Origin of the sequence: Streptomyces sp. NPDC017993, assembly GCF_044328065.1 — a bacterium.
Lineage (GTDB): Bacteria > Actinomycetota > Actinomycetes > Streptomycetales > Streptomycetaceae > Streptomyces.
Window position 1 is genome coordinate 316644 of the sequence record NZ_JBIRGO010000008.1, and the last position, 21129, is coordinate 337772.

Genomic DNA, 21129 nt, shown 5'->3' on the forward strand with positions numbered 1-21129 from the left:
ATCAAATCGCCATTCGGTACCGGCGTCACCTGCCCCCGGCGCGGGCCGGTAATAGTGCGGAGTCGGAAAGGGAAACGGGGTGTGGCAACAATTTCTGTTGCCACACCCCTGGATTCCTGTATTGCCCGGCACCGTCCGGCGCCTGGCTACCAGCGATACCACCGGCCACGCCGGCCGCCGGCACCGGCGGAGCGCATCACGAAGCCCAGCAGCCAGATGGCCAGGACCACCACCGCGACGATCCACAGGGCCTTCAGTGCGAAGCCGGCACCGAAGAGAAGCAGGGCGAGAAGCAGGACGAGTAGCAGGGGAACCATAGTTATCAACCTCCGAGCAGCCTTGTGCCCCCACCGACTTCGCATACTCCGGAAAACCTGCTTGTTTCCTCCGGTGGAAAGGGGGAATCCGGGAATGCTCGCCGGACCGGTAGGGGGAGTTCTTCCCGCCGGTGATCCTCGTCGGAGCTGATTCCTGACCGGCGCACCGATTCTTGTCGTCACTGATCCTTTGCCGCCGCTGATCCTTTGCCGACGCTGGTCCCTTGCCGACGCTGGCCCCTTGCCGACGCTGGTCCACGCTCCGCCGCGCGTCGCTCCGGCGGAGCGTCCGAGCCGGCCCACGGGCGTCGCCCCGCGGCACGGGAGGCGAACTCGAAAAAGCATTCGGCCGGCGGTGATCACCGCTGGTACGTTGCCGGAGTGGCGAAACTCAACCAGATCATTGCCGTGGAGAAGGGCGTCAAGTCCAAGACCCACCAGGACCTGACGTCCGCTCAGCACGGGTTGCAGAAGCCGGCGTTGCTGGCCGGGATCTCCCGTACGTACCAGCCCAAGGACGAGGAGGGCGAGCAACTGCCGCCCGAGTCCACCCGGGTGCAGGTGAAGGCGGAGGACGTGCTCCGCGAGACGGCCGCGACCTTGACGCGGCTCTTCGACGTGACCGCCACCAAGGACTGGGCCAACTGCACTGCGCGTGCCGACGTGAAGGTGGACGGCCGTACGCTGCTCAGCCAGGTACCGGTGTCGTACCTGCTGTTCCTGGAGAAGCAGCTCACCGACGTCAACACCTTGATACGCAAACTGCCGGTGCTGGACGCGTCCGAATCCTGGGTGCAGGACCCCTCGACGGATGCCTGGAAGACCGAGCCGGTCCGGACGGTGCGGACGAAGAAGGTCCCCCGCAACCACGTGAAGGCGGAGGCCACCGACAAGCACCCGGCCCAGGTCGACGTCTACTACGAGGACGTTCCGGTCGGCTACTGGACGACCGTGAAGTTCTCCGGCGCGCTTCCCGCTCGGCGGGTGAACGAGCTGCTGGACAGGGTGGAGAAGTTGCAGCAGGCGGTGAAGTTCGCCCGCGAGGAGGCGAACTCCATCGAGATCACCGATGAGCGGGTGGGTGAGCTCGTCTTCGGCTACCTGTTCGGGTAGCGTCTACAACTCCCCGGGCGCCTACGCGCGGCCGGGGTGCGCGAGGAGCGCAAGCTGAAACTGAAGCTTGTCGTGACGAACGCGGTTTTCAGTGGGGGTTCAAGTCCTCCCCGCGGCATTCACGAGGCCGCGGTAGCCCAACTCGGCAGAGGCAGACCGCGATCAATCTCAGACTCTTGCTCCAGTCTCAGTATTCGCCACCGATCGCCGGATCGACCGGGCCGGGCCCGCGTCGTCGGATGCCGGTTCAAGTCCGGCCCGTGCAGCTCCTTTTCGATGCGCGGTAGTTCAAAGGCAGAACACGACGACATGATGACTGACCCGCGCTCTTCACCGAGCCGGCGTGCGTAGTGCGGTGGCATTCGAGGGCTCGGGGGCAGGCTACGCCCCCGGGCCCGCTCCTCGATCACCTGACAGCGACTCCTCCAACCACCGTTCCTCAGAAGCAAATTGGGCCCCGTCGCCCACCACTCCCCCACCCCCGTGCAGCCCGACCGCCCTGCGTCAGATGTCAGCGCCAGGTCTGGATCCATGCCGTGAGCAGGGTGACCAGGCTGCAACCAGCCGTGTACGCGGCGCCGCGCACCAGGTCGTGCCACAGCGGACTCGGACGCGGTTCAGCCGTCCGGCGGCGAGCGCACCGGCGGCGGACGGTTGCCTTGAACGGCCTTTCCGGGCGCGGGGTACCGACGTCCATGGGACTCTCCTCCTCAGTGCTGGTCTTCGCGGGCCGTGCTCGGGGATGCGCCGCGCAGCGGGCCCTCTCGACGTCGTGGCCCGAAAGCTGTGCGGCATGACGTGCCGTGTTGAGGCGGAAGGTCATCGGGTGGCGATGGCCTGTGCGGGAGTACGGCAGCGCCCCCGCACCGGAGTTCCGGTGCGGGGGCGCTCTGCGCGTCATCTCCGGCGTGCGGAGGGGTTCACCTTCACCAGAGACATTGGATTCGGTTCCCCCTGAACACATGGGGGTGATTAGAACGTTAGGTCGCCGCGTGGATCCTGCCCCGCGACACGCGGTCGTGCGCTGCCCGTTTCACCCTTCAGGGCGCGCCGTCGGCCGGAGGACGGCTCCGGTGCGGCCACGCGGCCGACCCCGCGACGGCTTCACCACGGCTGCGGCTCGGGCCAGGACGCATCTCCGTGCTGTGAGCGGGCTGGTGCGGCCGGGCGGGCGTGGGGCGGAGGAGCGTGGCAGCTGCACAGCGCTTACCGCATGGCATTCGAGGTATCGAACAGAAGGGGCCGGGTGGTGTGCGCGAGAGTGGTGCACGGATGGGGCAGGCAGCACGGGTGACGCGGGAGAACGGTTCGCTCAGGTGGGACAGGTGCCGCGGACAGCGCGGATCACAGGTGGATCGGGTGGAGCGGATCGGTGAGGCGGCCGGCCACACGCCCGGCCATGAAGCCCTTCCGACGGCTCGGTCGCTGCCGCCGGTTCAGCCGCGCCGGCGATTCAGCCGGCGTACGGGTCGGGCACCGTGCCCTGCCGAGCCAGGAACGTGAAGTCGCAGCCGGTGTCGGCCTGGGTGATCTGGTCGTTGTAGAGCGCGCCGTAACCCCGCTCGTACCGCGCCTGCGGCGGCTTCCACTCGGCCCGGCGTCGCTCCAACTCCTCCTCAGACACTTGCAGTTGGAGCGACCGGGCCTCGACGTCCAGCGTGATGAGGTCTCCGGTGCGCACCAGCGCGAGCGGGCCGCCGACGTAGGACTCGGGCGCGATGTGCAGCACGCACGCGCCGTAACTCGTCCCGCTCATCCGGGCGTCGGAGATCCGCACCATGTCGCGGACCCCCTGCCGGAGAAGGTGCCCGGGGATCGGCAGCATCCCGTATTCGGGCATGCCGGGTCCGCCCTTGGGCCCCGCGTTGCGCAGCACGAGCACATGGTCCGGGGTGACGCCGAGGGCCGGGTCGTCGATGCTCTGCTGCATGGCCCGGTAGTCGTCGAAGACGATGGCGGGCCCGGTGTGCTTGAGCAACTGCGGTTCGGCGGCGATGTGCTTGATGACCGCCCCGTCCGGGCAGAGGTTGCCGCGCAGGACGGCGACCCCGCCCTCCTCGGCGAGCGGGTTCTCGCGCGGACGGATCACGTCCGGGTTGTGGACGAGGGCGCCGCCCAGCTGTTCGCGCAAGGTGTCGTGCGCAACGGTGGGACGGTCGAGGTGGAGCAGATCCGTCAGACGGGACAGCAGGCCCGGGAGTCCGCCCGCGAAGTGGAAGTCCTCCATCAGGTAGCGGCCGCCGGGTCGGAGGTTGGCGAGCACCGGAACCGTGCGGGCGACGCGGTCGAAGTCGTCCAGGGTGAGCCGTACGCCGGAGCGGCCGGCCATCGCGATGAGATGGATGACGGCGTTGGTGGAGCCGCCGAGAGCCAGGACGGTGGCGACGGCGTCCTCGTACGCGTCGGCCGTGAGGATCTGCGACAACTTCAGGTCCCGGTGCACGAGTTCGACGATGCGCAGCCCGGAGGCGGCGGCCATCCGGTCGTGCCCGGAGTCGACCGCCGGGATGGAGGAGGCGCCGGGCACGGTGACGCCGAGGGCCTCTGCCGCGGCGGTGAGCGTGGACGCGGTGCCCATGGTCATGCAGTGACCGGGCGAGCGGGCGAGCCCGTTCTCCAGCTCGGTCATCTCGCAGTCGCCGATCAGCCCGGCCCGCTTGTCGTCCCAGTACTTCCACATGTCGGTGCCGGAGCCGAGCACTTCATTGCGCCAGTGGCCCGGCAGCATGGGTCCGGCGGGGACGAAGACAGCGGGCAGATCGACACTGGCCGCGCCCATCAGCAGCGCGGGGGTGGACTTGTCGCAGCCGCCCAGCAGGACGGCCCCGTCGACGGGATAGGAACGCAGCAGCTCTTCCGTCTCCATGGCGAGGAGATTGCGGTAGAGCATCGGCGTCGGCTTCTGGAAGGTCTCCGAGAGGGTGGACACCGGAAATTCGAGCGGGAAGCCCCCTGCCTGCCACACCCCGCGCTTGACCGCCTGCGCCCGGTCGCGCAGATGGACATGGCAGGGGTTGATGTCGGACCAGGTGTTGAGGATGGCGATGACCGGCTTGCCCAGGTGCTCCTCGGGGAGGTAGCCGAGCTGCCGGGTACGCGCCCGGTGGCTGAAGGAGCGGAGGCCGTCGGTCCCGTACCACTGATGGCTGCGGAGCTGCTCGGGGCTTCTGCGGGAGACGGTCATATCCCCCACCCCGCCACGAGTGCGGCGACCTCGGCGCGCTGCGGCTCTTCGAGGACACGGCTGGGCGGCCGGACGTCGCGGCGGCACAGGCCGAGCGACGCCAGGGCTTCCTTCACGACGGTGACGTTGTTCGCCGAGTTCTGGGCGGCGCGCAGGTCCTCGAAGGGGCGAATCTGCTCCCAGACCTTCATCGCTGAGGGGTAGTCCCCTGCCCGCAACGAGTCCAGCATGTTCAAGGACACCTCAGGGGCGACGTTGACCAGGCCCGAGGTGAAGCCGGTCGCACCGCCCGCGAAGTAGGCGGGGGCGTACAGCTCGGCGAGGCCGGCGACCCAGACGAACCGGTCGAGGCCGGCTTCCCGGGCGAAGGCGGCGAAGCGCGCGGCGTCCGGGACGGCGTACTTCACGCCGATCACGTTGGGGCACAGTGCGCCGAGCTCGGCCAGCCGGTCACCGGCGAGCTGCGCGTTGCGGAGATAGGGAACGACACCCAGCTCGGGCACCGCATCGGCGATGGCGCGGTGGTAGTCGACCCAGCCGTCCTGGGAGACATACGGATGGACGGGCTGATGGACCATCACCATCTGTGCGCCTGCCGCACGGGCGTGCCTCGCGGTGGCGACAGCGGTGGGCAGGTCGTGCCCGACACCGACCAGCACGGCCGCCCGCTCCCCCGCCTCCTCGATGGTCAACTCGGTTACGGTGCGGCGCTCTTCGGATGTCAGGGCGTAGAACTCACCCGTGTTGCCGCCCGGCGTCAGGGTGCGCACACCACCGTCGAGAAGCCTGCGCAGCAGCGCGCGACAGGCACTCAAATCGATGGCGCCGTCAGCGCCGAAGGGTGTGACGGGGATGGCGACGACGTCGGCGAGGGCGGCCCGCAGGCGCTGATGGTTCATTCTTCGTCCCCTTCCGGGAAGGCCCGCCGGACAAAGCCGGCGATGTGATGGTGGAGGGCGAGCGACGCCCGCTCGGCATCGCCTTCGAGCGCCCGGCGCAGAATGTCCCGGTGTTCGGCGGCCTCCCGCTCCCAGGACGGCTCCGCCGCCCACGCCACCGCGGAGACGAGGGCCGCCTGATCACGGACCTCGTCCAGCATCCGGGCCAGCAGCGGATTCCCGCAGGGCATGTAGAGCGCGCGGTGGAACTCGCGGTTGGCGAGCGAGCGTTCGGCCCGGTCCTCGGCTCCGTCGGCGCGGATCAATGCTTCCTGGGCGGATTCGAGGGAGACCTTGCGCCGCACGGTGCGCCTGAGCGCCTCGGGTTCGAGCAGCAGCCTGACGTCATACACCTCGCGCGCCATGGTGGCGTCGACCGTGCGCACGGTCGCCCCCTTGTACTGGCTCATGACGACGAGCCCGCTGCCCGCGAGAGTCTTCAGCGCCTCCCGCACCGGAGTCTTGGACACCCCGAACTGCGCGGCCAGTTCGACCTCGACCAGTGCCTGCCCCGGACGGAGACTCCCGGTCAGGATGGCGTGCTTGATCGCCTCCAGCACGTACTGGGTCCGCGAAGGAATCGGACTCGGGGCGAACGTCATGGGCACCCTCAGATCTGGCGTATCGCGTCTCATATATGACGTACGAAGTACGACGCGATGAAGCTAGGACCGCCCTGGTAATTCGTCAATGGTTCGAACAAAAGACGCTGCGCGGCGGGAGGAACCGGTGCGCGGGGAGTGCCGATCGGGCGCCGCCGAGGTGGGACGGAAGGGGCGGCGGGGGGCGATGGGCCGTGGGTGAGCGGGCCACCGGTCACGGGCCACAGGTCACGGGCATGACACCAACCTTCGTGATATATGTACCGCGTACCCGGAGCTCAGCTTCGGCGACGCCGGCAGCGATCCGCCCGCGCAAGGGCGTGACACCGCTCGTCACGGCGAGTTCGGCCCGCCCCCGGGCTGCGGCGGCACCACTCGCACCCTTCCACTTCACCCGGTCCCGTACCGGCACGTAGCGCTGCACAGAAGAAGTCTTTGCAGCACCTTCTTTTTCGCGTAGGCATTACCCGATGCCGCTGCACGCCTGACCCGTACCTGACGCCATACCGCCCCATGGACCCACCACCTCGGAGGACCGCACCTTGGAAAAGCCCATCCCGAACGCCGCCGCCTTTCCCCGTCAGTTCGCGCGCAGCCGCCGCTTCTCCCTCGGTGTCCCACGGCATGTCACCCTCTCCCCGGACGGGCGCCGCGTCCTCTTCGTCCGTACGGGGTCCGGCACGGATCCGGTGGGCAGGCTGTGGCAGTACGAAGACGGTGTGGAAAGCCTGTTGGCCGATCCGACGCTCCTGGTGGGAGCCCGTCCGGGGGCGGTACCCGAGGAGGAGCGGCTACGGCGGGAGCGCGCCCGCGAGCGGTCCGTGGGCGTGGTGACGTACGCGGCCGACGACGCGGCCCGCCTCGTGGCCTTTGCGCTGTCCGGCGCCCTGTGGGCGGTGCGTACCGACGGCGGCGCGCCGTTCTCCGTATCGGCGGCCGGTCCCGTGGTCGACCCCCGGCCCTCCCCCGACGGCCGGCACATCGCCTATGTGAGCCGCCGGTCCTTCCACATCGTCAGCCTGGACGGCACCGACCGGCAGCCGGCCCGCGCGGAAGGCCCGGAGATCACCTACGGGCTCGCCGAATACACGGCGGCCGAGTCGATGAACCGGTCGCGCGGCTACTGGTGGGCGCCGGACAGCCGCCGTGTCCTGGTGGCCAGGGTCGACACCGGCCCGGTGGAACGGCGGTTCATCAGCGACCCCTCCGACCCGACGAAGCCGCCGCAGGCGATCCGCTATCCGGCCGCGGGCACGGCCAACGCGGAGGTCACCCTCCAGCTGCTGTCCCTCGACGGCGACCGTGTCGACGTGGAATGGGACCGCAAGGCATACGAATACCTCGTCGACGCGGGATGGGACGCACACGGCCCGTACCTCGCGGTCCAGAGCCGTGACCAGCGCACGCTCCGTACACTCACGGTCGACCCCGCGACCGGTGCCACCGAGGTGCTGCACGAGCGCACCGACCCGGCATGGGTGGAGATCGTACCCGGCACTCCGGCCCGTACCGCGTCCGGAGCCCTCGTCCTGCCCGAGGACACGGACGGCACCCGCCATCTGACCGTCGACGGCCGGCGGGTCACCCCGGACGGGCTGCAGCTGCGCGAGGTGCTCGGCGTCGACGGCGAGCAGGTGCTGTTCGCGGCGAGCGAGGACCCCACCGAGACCCATGTCTGGCGCTATGACCCCGTGCAAGGCATCCACCGGCTGAGCCGGGACCCCGGCGTGTATCGGGGCGTGGGGCGCGGCGGCACGGTCGTACTGGAGGGCATGACACCGCGCGGCGACAAAGTGCTCCTGGCGCGCGACGCAGACGCCGACGGCACCCCCTTCGGCGTCCTCGCCTCGCTCGCCGAGGAGCCCGTCCTCACTCCGCGGCAGCTCCATCTGACGCTCGGCGAGCGCGAGTTGCGCGGCGTTCTCTACCTCCCGTCCTGGCACAAGGAAGGCTCCGGGAAACTGCCGGTCCTTCTCGATCCGTACGCCGGGCCCGCCATGCAGCTCGCGGTGCGGGCCCGTGGCTGGTTCGCGTGTGTGTCCCAGTGGTTCGCCGAGCAGGGATTCGCGGTTCTCGTGGTCGACGGGCGCGGGACTCCGGGGCGGGGCCCCGCGTGGGAAAAGGCCATCCACGGCGACCAGCTCACGCCCGCCCTGGAGGATCAGGTGGACGCGCTGCGGGCAGCCGGCGACCGGTTCAGAGATCTCGACCTGGAGCGGGTGGCGATCCGCGGCTGGTCGTTCGGCGGCTTTCTGGCGGCAGCCGCCGTACTGCACCATCCCGATGTCTTCCACGCGGCGGTCGCCGGCGCCCCGCCCACCGATCAGCGGCTCTACGACACCCACTGGAAGGAGCGGTATCTGGGCCACCCGGACGAACAGCCGGAGAACTACACACGCTCCTCCCTGGTCGGACAGGGTCACCTGCTGCGCCGGCCGCTGCTGCTCGTCCACGGACTCGCGGACGACAACGTGGCGGCCGCGCACACCCTGCGCTTCTCGGCGGAGCTGCTCGCGGCGGGCAAGCCGCACAGCGTGCTGCCGCTGCCCGGCGCGACGCACTCGCCTTCCGACGACGCCGTCAACGAGAACCTGCTGCACCACCAGCTGATGTTCCTGCGCGAGGCGCTGGGCGGCCTGACCGGCCCGGAGGCGCGAGCGGCATCCGAGGGGGAGATCGAGGAGAGCGGCGCCGAGGGGTGAGACGGGGCCGACGGATGCACCACCCGCCGCGTGCCAGGACAGCGCGCGCGGTGGCAACCGGCTCGATGCGAGCACGCTTCTGCCGCTTCGCCGTCCGCCCCGTCGCCCCACTCCCTACGCTCCCCGTCGCGGTCCCGTTCGCCGGCCGATCCGGTTTTCCTCAAGCCGGATTGAACACGGGCGACGGGCCGGCCGTATTCATCTGCGCAGCGTCCATGGCGCCCACGGCTGAGGCCGGCCCCGTTCAGCACCCCGGGGAGCGCACACCCTCATGGGCGCTGGGTGGCGGGTGCGCGGCAAGTCGCCAAGCGCCAGGCGACCGGCGACAGGCTCCTCAGGGCCGTGAAGCCGTGAGGCCATACGGCACCGGGCCGTACGGCCTGCACGTGACGGCATGAGGACCGCCGGCCGCGCACCCGCACACCGCCGACAGCAACAGGCAACAGGCACCACGCACAAGGCAGCAGAAGCGGACGAGGACCCGAACCGGAGGCACACCATGGCTCGACACGCAGCATCGGTGCGGACGGATGTGACGGCTGAGACGGCCGTGACAGCGGAGACGGAGCCGGAGCGGGGGCCGGACCAGGAAGTGGCGACCGCGGCGCAAGCCCCACCCGGAAGGCTCCCCGTGGCCGTACCCGGGGCGGGACAGGGGACAGGGCGTGGCACGGCGCGGCGCGCCATCGTCGCGGCGGTCGGCGCGGCCGGACTGACCGCCGCCCTCGCCGCCTGCGGCGGCGGCACGAAGGAGGCCGGGAGCCAACCGGAGGTCCCGGCTGCCGGCGGAGCGGAAGACTCCGGCCAGGACGCGCCCTCGGCCAACGAGGGCGCGGACGACGGTGCGGCGGGCGACGGTGCCGCGGGTGAGAGCGATGGCGGCACCGCCGGGGGCGGCGGCAGCGAACTCGCGAAGACCACGGACATCCCCAAGGGCGGCGGCAAGATCTTCAAGGCCGAGAAGGTCGTGGTCACCCAGCCGCAGGACGGGGACTTCAAGGCGTTCTCCGCGGTCTGCACCCATTCGGGATGCCTCGTCGGCGAGATCTCCGGGGGCACCATCAACTGCATGTGCCACGGCAGCAAGTTCGACATCACCGATGGCAGCGTGAAGGACGGGCCTGCGACCAGGGCCTTGTCGGCCGCCAAGGTGAACGTCAAGGGAGGCTCGGTCTCCCTCGGCTGACGGCGCGGCCACCCAAGCCGCTTGCTCGGGCCGGCGCCCCGGCGCGCGTTCCCAGGCGCCCTGAGGCTTCTGGGAAGTTTCCGGGGAGAAGCAGACCAGCGTCGCTTCCGGCTCCCGTCCTCGTCGCAGGCGACAGCGTCCGACCGGTCCGTGGTACGACACACGGATGGGCGCAGCGAGTGCTGTGCCCATCCGTGAAGTTGCTGAGATACCTCTTCCGCCGGCCATGGACGGGTTCGTGGACGGTCTACCACTTGCCGAGACGTGCAGGCAGATCCCGACGGGCGCAACGACCCCGGCCCGAACCAGTCGCATGATCCGCCGGACAGTCCCTGGGACGCCCGGACAGTCCCTGGGACGCGCAGCAGCACGTCGGCTGACGCGGCTGGCCCCCGCACCCGTGCGTCGGCTACGGGGGCTCAGCGTTGGGGAGCGTCGGGTCAGGTGCCGCGGCGCCAGGTTCTCGGGCCGTGGAAACCCGGCGCGCGCTCCGGGCGGCGCCAGGTGGCCACCGCCCGTTCGCGGCGGGAGTCGTCGTCCGGCTCGGCCCCGGCGGCGGAGCGGACCAGGAGCACCGCGGTGATCGCGGCCAGTTCCTCCGGGCTCGGGCTGCCCTTCTCGACGCGCAGTAGGGACGTGTCCTGCATGTGCCTGTCTCCTGTCACTGAGGTGGGTTTCCGTGCTTGCGGCGCGGCAGATCGGCGTCCTTGGAGAGCAGCATCGACAGCGAGCGGGCCAGGACGGAGCGGGTGTCGCGGGGGTCGATGACGTCGTCGACGAGGCCACGCTCGGCCGCGTAGTAGGGGTGGACCAGCTCGCGCTTGTACTCGTCGATCTTCTGGGCGCGCATCGCCTCGGGATCGTCGGCCGCCGCGATCTCCCGGCGGAAGACCACGTTGGCCGCGCCCTCGGCGCCCATCACCGCGATCTCGTTGGTGGGCCAGGCCAGGGCGATGTCCGCGCCGATGGAGCGCGAGTCCATCACGATGTACGCACCGCCGTACGCCTTGCGCAGCACCACCGAGATCCTCGGCACGGTCGCGTTGCAGTACGCGTAGAGCAGCTTGGCGCCACGCCGGATGATGCCTTCGTGCTCCTGGTCCACGCCCGGCAGGAAGCCCGGCACGTCGACCAGGGTGATCAGCGGGATGTTGAACGCGTCGCAGAACTGCACGAACCTCGCGCCTTTTTCGCTGGCCTTGATGTCCAACACACCGGCCATGGCCGCGGGTTGGTTGGCCACGATGCCCACGGCGTGTCCGTCGAGCCGGGCCAGCGCGCACACCAGGTTGGGCGCCCAGGTGGCGTGCACCTCCATGTGCTCCCCGTCGTCGACGAGTTCGTCGATCACCGCCCGGATGTCGTACGAGTGGTTCCCGCCGGCCGGGACCAGGTCGAGCAGGGCGTCGCAGGGGCGGTCGGTGGGGTCCTGGCCGGGCACGCCGGGCGGCAGTTCGCGGTTGTTGGACGGCAACAGGGACAGCAGATAGCGGACCTCCGCGAGGCAGGTTTCCTCGTCGTCGTACACGAAGTGGGCCACCCCGGAGACTCCCGCGTGCACGTCCGCGCCACCAAGGCCGTTCTGGGTGATCTCCTCGCCGGTGACGGCCTTCACGACGTCCGGGCCGGTGATGAACATCTGCGAGATATCCCGGACGGCGAAGATGAAATCGGTCAGGGCGGGTGAGTAGGCGGCGCCACCCGCGCACGGGCCGAGCATGACGCTGATCTGCGGGATCACGCCGGAGGCCCTGGTGTTGCGCTGGAAGATGCCACCGTAGCCGGCGAGGGCGGAGACGCCCTCCTGGATGCGAGCGCCCGCGCCGTCGTTCAGGGAGACCAGCGGGGCTCCGGCCGCGATGGCCAGGTCCATGATCTTGTGGATCTTCGTGGCGTGCGCCTCGCCGAGCGCGCCGCCGAAGATCCGGAAATCGTGGGCGTAGACGAAGACCGTGCGGCCCTCGACGGTGCCCCATCCGGTGACGACACCGTCGGAGTACGGCCGCTTGCCCTCCAGGCCGAAGCCGCTCGCGCGGTGTCGCCGCAGCGATTCCACCTCGGCGAAGCTCCCCTTGTCCAGGAGGAGTTCGATCCGCTCGTGGGCGGTCAGCTTGCCCTTCGCATGCTGCCGCTCGGTCGCCTTGGGGTCCGGTCCTTCGTGGGCCAGCTGCTTCAGCTGGTGCAGTTCCCGCAGCCGGTCCTGGACCCCGGCGGAAGAAGAGGTCGTGGTCATGGCGTCACTCGTTCCCTTTCGTTTCCCTGGCGGGCCGCCGCGTCCGCGAAGCCGGCAGCGGGAGGTGTTCCGCGGGCCCGGCGGTGGCGATCAGATCGGTCGCGTCGTCGGCGTACAGACATCGCGTGGGCAGGGTGCGTGCCGTGGCTCGGTGGTCGGCGCCGGTCAGGAGCGCGACCGCGGCAGCATGTCCGGGGCCGCCGGGCACGTTGGCCACGGTCCAGCCGGCCGGCCGGGCGAGGATGTCGCAGCCCAGGTAGTCGGCGGTGAGCTCACGGCCGAGTCCGCTGCCCAGGCCCTTCAGGTAGGACTCCTTGCGGGTCCACAGCTCGGCGAACCCCGAAGGACGTTCCTCCAGGGGCAGTTCGGCGATCTCCTTCTGCTCCCGCGGATGCATGCCGGGCAGACAGAGGTCGGTGGTCTCCAGCGACGGAACGCGCTGCGCATCGACGCCCACCGGCACCCCGGCGACGGCGATGAGCGCGAGTCCCTGGCTGTGCGAGAGCGAGAAGTGCGGCGGCCGCGGGGCGTTGAGCAGCACCGGTCTGCCGTGCGGTCCTGCGCAGCCGGGGCACGGGGCCCGGCCGAAGACGATCCGGGCGGGCTCGATCCCGAGGTAGCGGGCGAGGACGCGGCGCAGCGCGATGTGCGCCGATACGTACAGCAGGCGGTCCTGGGGCCGTACGAAGGAGGCGGCCCGTTCCCGTTCGTTCGCGTCGAGTTCACCGGTCGCCATCGGCGGCGGCTCCTCCCCTGTCCAGGGCCTGCGCAGCGCCCACAGGTGCAGCTCGCCGGGGCCGACGGTGAGGGCCGCGCCGCCACGGCGTAAGGGCTCAACTGCCATGGGAACCTTGCCTCTCTTCAGGAGCACGGGATACGTCGGCGGTGCCCGGCCCCTCGGGTTTCGACGGCCGGGGGGACGGCGGCGGAAGCGCGGGCCCCGTGCGCCTGCGCCGGGTGCGTTGCACGGCGTACGCGCCGGCCGCGGCGGTCAGCGAGACGATCCCTCCGACGTACAGCCCGGACCGGGCGCCGAACTCCTGGGAGAGCCGGCCGACCAGGAGGGCGCCCAAAGGTGTGGAGCCCTGGAGCACCAGGGTGTAGAGGGCCATGACCCGGCCGCGGTAGGCGGGATCGCTGCCGAGCTGCACGCGATGGTTCGCGGCCTGGGCGAAGTAGAGGGCGGCGAAGCCCGTGAGGGCGAGCAGCACCGCGGCGGTGAGGTGGTCGGGAGCCCCTCCGGCGGCCGTGGTGACCAGGCCGAAGGCGAGGGCAGCGGTGGTCACCGTACGGCTGGAGGGGCGGCCGCGTCGTGCGGTGGTCGCGAGGGCGGCGAGCAGTGAGCCGGCGGCGAACGCGGTGGTCAGCAGGCCGAAATTGGAGGCGTCCGTGTGGAACTCGGTCTTGGCCATCAGCGGCAGGGTCAGCTGGAAGTTGAGTCCGAAGAGGCCGATCACGCCGACGAGCGCCATCGGCAGCAGCAGATCGGGGCGGCCCGTCACATGGCGCAGGCCGTCCACGATCCGGGGCCTCGCGGACGGCTTGGCCGTCAGGTGCAGTTCGGCCGGCCGCATCATCCGCAGCACGAGGACGGTGGCCAGGTAGCTGACCGCGTTGAGCAGCATGACCGGGCCGATGCCGGCCACGCTGATGAGCAGCCCGGCGACCGCCGGGCCGACGACCCTGGCGATGTTGAAGTACGCCGCGCTCAGCGCCGAGGCGTTGGGAAGCAGCTCGGCGCCGACCAGTTCGCCGACGAACGACATCCGGGTGGGGACCTCGACGGCGTTCACGGTGCCAAGGCCCAGGGCGAACAGACAGATGTGCCAGACCTGGACAGCGTCGGAGAGCACGAGCAGCGTGAGTAGGCAGGTCAGGGTGCCGGAGACCAGGTTGGCGGCGATCAGCAGCCGGCGCTTGTCGTGACGGTCGGCAAGCCGGCCGCCGTAGAGCGTGAACAGCAGCAGCGGGGCGAACTGAAGCGCGGTGACGGCGCCGAGCGCGGTACCCGAATCGTCGGTCATCGACAGGACGAGCCAGTCCTGGGCCATGACCATCATCCAGGTGCCGGCCGCGGACACCACTTGTCCGGCCGCGAAGAGCCGGAAGTTGCGTACGGACAGGGCGCGGAAGGTGCCGGTGGGTTTCTTGTCCATGGTCAGCAGGGTGCGGCCGCAGTCTCGTGCGCGACGAGGCACTCCTGGAGGAAGGCCAGCGCGCGCAGGTGGTAGGCACGCGCCGTCCAGCCCAGGCTGATGTTGTGCCCGGCTCCGCTCTGCCGCTCGACGACCACCTTTGGCGCGGCGAACAGCGCCCGGAGTTCGGCCAGGGCCTCGTCGTCGTGCCGCCACAGCGACTCGTGCTCGGAGAAGGTCAGCCGGACCGGGACCCGGATACGGGCCGCGACCTCGGGGAAGAGCCGTGGCCAGGTGAGGAGTTCCGCCCGTTCGCGGGCGGGCATCGGGGCGACCAGGTCCTGGCTGAAGCGGAAGGTGCCCGGCGGGTAGAGGCGCAGCGGGCCCCAGCTCCGGCGCCAGTCGACCCTGCCGTGGGCGCCCGGGAGTTCCTCCGGGGTGACGGCGTAGCGGTGTCCGCAGCCCGAGACGTCCACGCCGAGCAGCCGGCCGCGGAGGTCGTCGGCCGCCGCGGTCAGAGCGAGTTTGCCGCCGTAGGAGTGGGCGAGGAGGAACAGGCCGCCGCCCGTCTCATACCGGCAGGCGAACGCGTCGAGAGCCGCGTGCAGGGTCGTGGACTGCTCGGCGAGGGTCTGCCCTTCGGGGAACGTGCGAGCGGAGTCTCCGTAGCCGGGGCGGTCGAGGGCGAGCACCGTCAGGCCCAGGCGCGCTCCGAGGGTGAGCAGGGAGAGTCCGGGGCCGGCCTGGCCGTCGAAGTAGCCGGCCGTCATCCCGCCGCCGTGCAGGGCGATCACCGCGGCGAGGGGCGTGCGGTCCTCGGGCTCGGCGAGCAGGCCCGACAGGGTGGCGCCGGCGGCGTCCAGGGTGATGCGTCGTACTCCCCCGGACCGGCCCTGCGGGGCGTGACCGGGATCGGAAAGGGGCGTGGGACTGGACATGGGTCTCCTGGGGTGCTCGGCGCCGACGGCCTGTCAGGTGCGGAGCGCCGGGGGCTCTCCGGAGGACCACACCAGGGCGAAGGAGAGCCGCTGGAACCGCCAGCCCTCCGCGCCGAGCCGGGCCTCGCCGCGGGCGAAGGTGCCCGTGGTGAACAGCGCCTGCGACGACAGCACTTGGGTGGAGATCAGATTGGCGCGCACGGTGGCGCGCTCCCCCTCGATGTCCACGACCGCGCCGGAGTTCAGATGCTGCGTCCGTGCGAACTTCGCCATCGCCGTGCGATGGAACGCCGCGAGCCCGGCGATCCCTTCGTGCCGGCCGACGGGGAACTCCACACAGGCGTCGGTGGTGAAGAGGGACTCGGCCCAGCCGTCGTCGAGGCGCTGCTCGTCGAGGCCGACAAGATAGCGGTCGAGGAGCTCGGCGACCTCCGTGCGGTGGACGAGCCGCTCTACGCGTTCGTCCACGGACTTCAGCTGTGAAAACGTCATGATCTGCTCCAACTCGCGTGTGGTATACGGCTTTTGGCCAGGCTCGCCTCGTCGAGGGGAGATCGACGAATCGAGGGTGAAGGATCGGGGATCGAGTGGTCCGATGACTGCCGTTGCGTCCGGGGCGTCAGGTGCGGGCCGGGCTCGCCGGCCCCGGCTCCTCCGCCACCGGCTCCGCCCCGGCCCGGCGGAGTACGACCGCGGCCGCCACGGCACCGGCCACCAGCGCCACTGCGCCCACCGCCGCCGCCACCCGCAGTCCGTCCGTGAACGCCTGCCCGGCCGCCGTCAGGACCTCGGCGGGCAGCTCACCGGCCGCCCCCTTGGCGCCGCCGAGCGTGGACCGGGCGGCCTCCGCCGCCTCCGACCGCTCGGCGCCGTGCGGCAGCACGCCGTCCATGCCCCGTCGGTAGACGAAGCTCGCGCTGCTGCCGAGGAGTGCGATGCCGAGGGCGATACCGAGTTCCTGCGTGGTCTCGGAGATCGCGGAGGCGGCGCCCGTGCGTTCGGCCGGTGCGGCCCCGACCACGACGTCGACGCCGAGGGCCAGTACGGGCATGAGACCGCCGAAGAGGAACACCAGGGCGACGATCACGGTCACCAGCCCGGAACCGCTTCCGCCGAGCAGCGCCAGTACGGCGAGTCCGAGCGCGGCCAACGCCATGCCGCCCGCGATCACCGGGGCCTCGCCCGTCCGCTTCGCGAGGTTCGGGACGAGTACCGTCGTCACCGCACCGGCCAGGAACGGCGGGAGCGTCCACACACCGGCCTCGAACGGCGTCAGGCCGATGACGAGTTGCAGATGCTGCAACGTCAGATAGCCGATTCCGCCGATGGCGACCGCCCCGACGGTGAGCGCGAGCAGCGAGACGCGGACCGTGCTCCGGCGGAACAGCGTGACATCGATCAGCGGGTTCGCGGTGGTGCGCTGACGCCGTACGAAGAGCAGAGCGCCGAGCACACCGACGGCCATCGCCAGGACCGGCCACAGGGTCAGTCCGCTCTCCGCGATCTTCTTGAGGCCGTACATCCCGCTGAGCACCGCCACCAGGGCGATCATGGCGCTCGTCAGGTCGAGCCGCCCGGGCGCCGGGTCACGGTACTCGGGCAGCACCATGGGCCCCGCCAGGATCAGGATGAGCATCACCGGCACGCCGATCAGGAACGCCGCGCCCCACCAGAAGAACTCCAGGAGCGCGCCTCCGATGAGCGGCCCGATGGCCGAGCCCGCCATGAAGCTCATGAACCACAGGGAGATCGCCCTCGTCCGCTGCTGCGGATCGTGGAACATGTGACGGATCAGGGAGACCGTCGACGGGGCGAGCGTGGCGCCGGAGATGCCGAGCAGGGCGCGGGCCGCGATGAGCAGCTCCGCGCTGGTGGCGAACGCGGCGAGTACCGAGGCCACGCCGAACCCGGCGGCGCCGATGAGGAGCAGCCGCCGGCGGCCGATCCGGTCCCCGAGGGTGCCCATCGTGACCAGGAAGCCCGCGATCATGAAGCCGTAGACATCGACGATCCACAGCAGTTCGGAGCCGCTCGGGCCCAGTTCCATGCTCAGCGCGGGGACCGCCAGGTGCAACACGGTGAGGTCCATCGACACGAGCATGGCGGGCAGGGTGAGCATCGCGAGGCCGATCCACTCGCGCCTCCCGGCCCGGGAAGCGCCGGGAGGATGGTCGACTGACTGACGCGTGGGCACTGATGTCTCCTTCGGCCTTGCGGATCACTCTCGGCCGGGACCGTGGATCCCTCGGATCGTGCGGGTCAGTCCCTGGCGCGGGCGGAGTCGACCAGGTCGGCCCGGGCCTCGGCCCAGGTGGCCCGTCGGGCGATGGCGGTGCGCAGCCTCATGACGGCGCGCCGCTGGTCCACTCCGAGCGCGCCGATCACTCGCTCGCCGCGCCGGTAGAGGGCGAGGAAGCTGTCGGAACCGGCGTCGCCGAGGACGACACTCACCTCGTCGGCCCGCGGGTCCCCGACGAACTGGATGCGGTGCTCGCCCCAGTCCGACCAGAAGTACGGGACGGTCGAGCACACGGTGTCCGTCGTGGGTTCCACGGCGTTACGAGCGGCCAGCGCACCCTGTTCGGCCGCGGTCGTCCAGTGCTCCAGGCGGACCGTGCGGTCGAGGACGGGGTTGAACCAGCGGGCCACGTCGCCGGCCGCGTACACGCCGGGTGCGCTGGTGCGCAGGTGGCGGTCGCAGACCACGCCGTCGTCGAGCTCCAGGCCCGATCCGGCCAGCCAGTCCGTGGCCGGATCGGCTCCGATCCCGACGACGACCAGGTCGGTGGGCAGGGTGGTGCCGTCGGCGAGGCGGACCGACTCGATCCGGTCCGTGCCCTGGAGCTCCTCGACGGCGGCGCCACAACGCAGCGCGATCCCGCGGCGGCCGAGCAGACCGCCGAGTACCGCGCCCATCTCGCTGCCCACCGCGCGGACCAGCGGCGTCGGCGCGGCTTCGAGTACGGTGACGTCGACCCCCGACTCCTTGGCGGTGAAGGCGACTTCAGCGCCCACGAACCCGGCTCCGACCACCACGAGCCGGGCTCCGGGGACGAGCGCGGCGCGGATGCGTCGCGCGTCGTCGAGGGTTCGCAGCGTATGCACCCCACGCAGCCGGGACGCGCCCGGCAGGGTGCGTGCTCGCGCACCGGTGGCGATGACCGCGGCGCTGTAGGGGAGCTCTTCGTCGCCGACCCTGATGGTCCGGGTGTCCGGGCACAGCGCGGTCGCCGGGGCGCCGAGGCGCAGGTCCACGGCGAGTTCGGACCGCAGTGACTCCTCGCCGCGGAAGTACTGCGCCTCGCCACCGGTGTCCGCGCGCAGGAACCCCTTCGACAGCGGCGGCCGGTTGTAGGGCAGGTGCGGCTCTGCGCCGATGAGGGTGACGGGGCCGTCGAATCCGGTCTGCCGCGCCGCCTCGACGGCACGCAGTCCGGCGATGTTGGCCCCGACGACCACGAGTCGGCCACCGCGATCGATGCGGCTGTGCACGGTTGCGGTCCTTCCGGTCAGTGTTGCGGGAGCGGCACGAGGCCGAGCTGGGTCAGGATCCCGAAGTCGTCGATCAGACCCCAGCGTTCGACGGCCTGCCCGTCGGCGAACCGGAAGATCTCCACCCCGCTTACCTCGAAGCGGCGCCCGGTGGGCGGGACGCCGTTGAACGCGCCGCGGTGGGTTCCGGACACCGTGAACGCCATCGACACATGCTCGTCGTCGGCCGACAGGTGCCGCGGGACCAGACGCAGATCAGGAAAGCCCGCGGTGAGCGCGCCGAAGAATTCCAGGAGCCCCTGCCTGCCGGGCCCTTGGTTCGGAGCGAGGTCGTGGTCGACGGCGGACTCGGCGAACAGCGTGCGTACGCCGCTCTCCGCGTCACCGGAGTTGATGAGTTCCACTGCTTGCTTCAGAACAGCGAGATTGTCCTCGCGCGCCATGTCTCTCCCCTGTTTCCCGGCCGCTGGGCCGACTGTGTCCCGCTAGTTGGTCGCCTGGGTCTGCGCGGCGCGGCTGTGTACGACGCGGTAGGTGTTCGCCCGCCGGGCCGTCACCAGCTTGTCCACCGCGGCCCGCATCTCCTGCTGGTCGGCCGGCCGCTGCGCCTCGGGCATGTGGTGAAAGGCGTTGTGGGCCGCTTCGCTCGCCCACTGGGCGTAGAGGATGATGAACGTGCCGTCGATGCCCCGGCAGATGCTGTGCGAGCGGTAGCCGGGCACCGTCTTGATCCACTCGTCCGGGCGGCCCAGGAGATCCACCAGCTCCTGCTGGTTCTCCGGGGCCACCTCCATGACGATGATGACCGTCCAGTCGTCGCGGTCCGGCGAGATCTCGATCTGTTCGAGGTCCGGGTGGTGCTGGGAGAAGACCACCTCGGTCTTGAGGAGATTGACGGAGGTCGAGATCTCCTTGAACAGGGGCACCGTTTCGTTCTTGTAGTCGCGGCCCGCGTACCGGTTCTCGAGGTCGTGGAGGCTGCGCCACTGGATGTAGTTGGCGGTGCCGAGCGCGGCCTGGCCGGCGTGCAGGGTCGACGACAGCCAGCCGGTGAAGTCGCGACCGCCGTTGCCGTTGTCGATGATCTTCCGCATCTCCTCGAGGAGGCGCTCGTGGTGCTCCTCGCTGTCCGTCGTGAACATGTTGAACACCGTCAGGTATCCGTCATGGGCCTTGATGCGTGGCATGGGTCTCCTCGTTTCGCTGCGGGCGGCGGGGTACGGGGGCTTCAGGCGCGGACGGCTTCCACGACGCTGCACAGGCCGCCGCTGACGACCCTCGACAGCTTCAGTCCGGCCTGCTGGAAGAGCGCGTCGAACTGCGCCGCGGAGCGCTGGTGGCCGCCGCTGAGCACGAGCATGTCCAGGTCCATCAGCTTGATGTCGGGTGCCGGTTCGGCGCCGTCGGGGAGCACCGCCTCGATCAGCAGCACCCGGCCGCCGGACGCCATCGCGCGCTCGCAGTTCGTCAGGATCCGCACCGACGGCGCGTCGTCCCAGTCGTGAATGATGTTCGACAGGACGTAGGCGTCGGCGCCGTCCGGCACGGACTCGAAGAAGTCCCCGCTCTCCAGCTCCACGCGGTCGCGCACCCCGGCCTCATCGAACACGCTCCCCGCACCGCCGATGACCTCGGGGCGGTCGAAGAGCACCCCCCGCGTGCCCGGGGCGGCCAGCAGGATCTCCGTGAGGAGTGTGCCGTGGCCGCCGCCCGCGTCGACGATCTTCCCGAAGGGGGTGAAGTCGTAGGCCGCGAGGGTCTGGGCGATCACCTGGCGGGACAGCTCGGTCATGGCATCGTCGAACACCGTGGCCGTCTCGGGGTTGTTGTTGAAGTGGTCCCAGATCTCCATGCCGTGCACCTTGGCGAAGGCGGGCTCGCCGGTCCGCACCGTGTCGGCCAGGCCCGACCAGGTCCAGCGGTCGGCCGGGCTGCCGACCCAACGGGCGAAGTTCCGCAGGGAGTTGGGCGAGTCGCTGCGCAGCGCGTCACCCAGTTCGGTCGACGCGAAGACCCGGCCGTCCAGTTCGCGGAAGAGCCCGAAGTCGGCGCAGGCACGCAACAGGCGGTAGAGCGTCGGGGCGTCGGCGTCGACCGCCTCGGCGAGGTCGGTGACGGAGCGTGGACCGGCAGCGAGGTGGTCGGCGACGCCGAGGTCGGCGGCGGCACTGACGGTCGCGGACATCCAGCCCGCCATCGCGAGCTTCAGGATCTGCATGGCGGGCGGCACGTCGCTGGTCTGAGCCGGCATGGTCGGCACTTCCTTCTCGTGTGGTGGCCACCGCCGGG

18 protein-coding genes are annotated in these 21129 nt (G+C 70.7%); 3 read left to right on the top strand and 15 right to left on the bottom strand.

All coding sequences use genetic code 11. From position 1 onward, the window contains the following. Window positions 1-146: 146 nt before the first annotated feature. Window positions 147-317, bottom strand: a complete 171-nt coding sequence (locus ACH4FH_RS17495; RefSeq protein ID WP_398556707.1) for a hydrophobic protein — start codon at window positions 315-317, stop codon at window positions 147-149. A gap of 381 nt (window positions 318-698) precedes the next feature. On the opposite strand from ACH4FH_RS17495, the gene ACH4FH_RS17500 reads away from it, so the two are divergent. After that, a complete protein-coding gene (locus ACH4FH_RS17500; RefSeq protein ID WP_398556708.1) occupies window positions 699-1430 on the top strand; it encodes a hypothetical protein in 732 nt (243 codons plus the stop codon). A gap of 1453 nt (window positions 1431-2883) precedes the next feature. On the opposite strand, the gene araD is transcribed toward ACH4FH_RS17500, so the two are convergent. The 3 genes from araD to ACH4FH_RS17515 are packed head-to-tail and all read right to left on the bottom strand — an operon-like array spanning window position 2884 to window position 6154. Beyond that, entirely contained in the window at window positions 2884-4614 is a 1731-nt protein-coding gene (gene araD, locus ACH4FH_RS17505; protein WP_398556709.1) for an L-arabinonate dehydratase, read from the bottom strand. Then, window positions 4611-5513, bottom strand: coding sequence for a dihydrodipicolinate synthase family protein (locus ACH4FH_RS17510; RefSeq protein WP_398556710.1), 903 nt, complete (start codon window positions 5511-5513; stop codon window positions 4611-4613). The genes araD and ACH4FH_RS17510 overlap by 4 nt, the downstream gene beginning before the upstream one ends. Next, window positions 5510-6154: a GntR family transcriptional regulator gene (locus ACH4FH_RS17515; protein ID WP_398556711.1), complete on the bottom strand. Its 645-nt coding sequence runs from the start codon at window positions 6152-6154 to the stop codon at window positions 5510-5512. The genes ACH4FH_RS17510 and ACH4FH_RS17515 overlap by 4 nt, the downstream gene beginning before the upstream one ends. 542 nt (window positions 6155-6696) lie before the next feature. Here ACH4FH_RS17515 and ACH4FH_RS17520 point away from each other — a divergent pair. Beyond that, window positions 6697-8856: a prolyl oligopeptidase family serine peptidase gene (locus ACH4FH_RS17520; RefSeq protein WP_398556712.1), complete on the top strand. Its 2160-nt coding sequence runs from the start codon at window positions 6697-6699 to the stop codon at window positions 8854-8856. A gap of 499 nt (window positions 8857-9355) precedes the next feature. Next, window positions 9356-10042: a Rieske (2Fe-2S) protein gene (locus tag ACH4FH_RS17525; protein WP_398556713.1), complete on the top strand. Its 687-nt coding sequence runs from the start codon at window positions 9356-9358 to the stop codon at window positions 10040-10042. A 440-nt stretch (window positions 10043-10482) separates the two neighbouring features. Here ACH4FH_RS17525 and ACH4FH_RS17530 read toward each other — a convergent pair whose 3' ends face one another. The 11 genes from ACH4FH_RS17530 to ACH4FH_RS17580 form a co-directional block, all read right to left on the bottom strand. Beyond that, window positions 10483-10689 carry an acyl-CoA carboxylase subunit epsilon gene (locus ACH4FH_RS17530; RefSeq protein WP_398556714.1) on the bottom strand — a complete coding sequence of 69 codons (207 nt, stop codon included), beginning with the start codon at window positions 10687-10689 and terminating at the stop codon, window positions 10483-10485. 14 nt (window positions 10690-10703) lie between these two features. Beyond that, on the bottom strand, window positions 10704-12275 hold the full coding sequence (locus ACH4FH_RS17535; protein ID WP_398556715.1) for an acyl-CoA carboxylase subunit beta: 1572 nt from the start codon (window positions 12273-12275) through the stop codon (window positions 10704-10706). A 4-nt stretch (window positions 12276-12279) separates the two neighbouring features. Next, window positions 12280-13119, bottom strand: a complete 840-nt coding sequence (locus ACH4FH_RS17540; RefSeq protein WP_398556716.1) for a 4'-phosphopantetheinyl transferase family protein — start codon at window positions 13117-13119, stop codon at window positions 12280-12282. Further along, on the bottom strand, window positions 13109-14431 hold the full coding sequence (locus tag ACH4FH_RS17545; RefSeq protein WP_398556717.1) for an MFS transporter: 1323 nt from the start codon (window positions 14429-14431) through the stop codon (window positions 13109-13111). Before ACH4FH_RS17545 ends, ACH4FH_RS17540 begins: the two co-directional genes overlap by 11 nt. A gap of 2 nt (window positions 14432-14433) precedes the next feature. After that, the gene (locus tag ACH4FH_RS17550; RefSeq protein ID WP_398556718.1) at window positions 14434-15348 is read right to left on the bottom strand and encodes an alpha/beta hydrolase; all 915 of its coding nucleotides are present in this window, start codon (window positions 15346-15348) and stop codon (window positions 14434-14436) included. Window positions 15349-15381: 33 nt separating this feature from the next. Then, window positions 15382-15840 carry a nuclear transport factor 2 family protein gene (locus ACH4FH_RS17555; RefSeq protein ID WP_398556719.1) on the bottom strand — a complete coding sequence of 153 codons (459 nt, stop codon included), beginning with the start codon at window positions 15838-15840 and terminating at the stop codon, window positions 15382-15384. 127 nt (window positions 15841-15967) lie between these two features. After that, on the bottom strand, window positions 15968-17467 hold the full coding sequence (locus tag ACH4FH_RS17560; RefSeq protein ID WP_398556789.1) for an MFS transporter: 1500 nt from the start codon (window positions 17465-17467) through the stop codon (window positions 15968-15970). A 140-nt stretch (window positions 17468-17607) separates the two neighbouring features. Beyond that, window positions 17608-18840, bottom strand: a complete 1233-nt coding sequence (locus tag ACH4FH_RS17565; RefSeq protein ID WP_398556720.1) for an NAD(P)/FAD-dependent oxidoreductase — start codon at window positions 18838-18840, stop codon at window positions 17608-17610. Between the two features lie 17 nt (window positions 18841-18857). After that, on the bottom strand, window positions 18858-19283 hold the full coding sequence (locus ACH4FH_RS17570; protein ID WP_398556721.1) for an ester cyclase: 426 nt from the start codon (window positions 19281-19283) through the stop codon (window positions 18858-18860). Between the two features lie 42 nt (window positions 19284-19325). Next, complete coding sequence (locus tag ACH4FH_RS17575) at window positions 19326-20027, bottom strand: antibiotic biosynthesis monooxygenase family protein (protein WP_398556722.1); 702 nt, start codon at window positions 20025-20027, stop codon at window positions 19326-19328. 41 nt (window positions 20028-20068) lie between these two features. After that, window positions 20069-21091: a methyltransferase gene (locus tag ACH4FH_RS17580; protein ID WP_398556723.1), complete on the bottom strand. Its 1023-nt coding sequence runs from the start codon at window positions 21089-21091 to the stop codon at window positions 20069-20071. Between the last annotated feature and the right edge of the window lie 38 nt (window positions 21092-21129).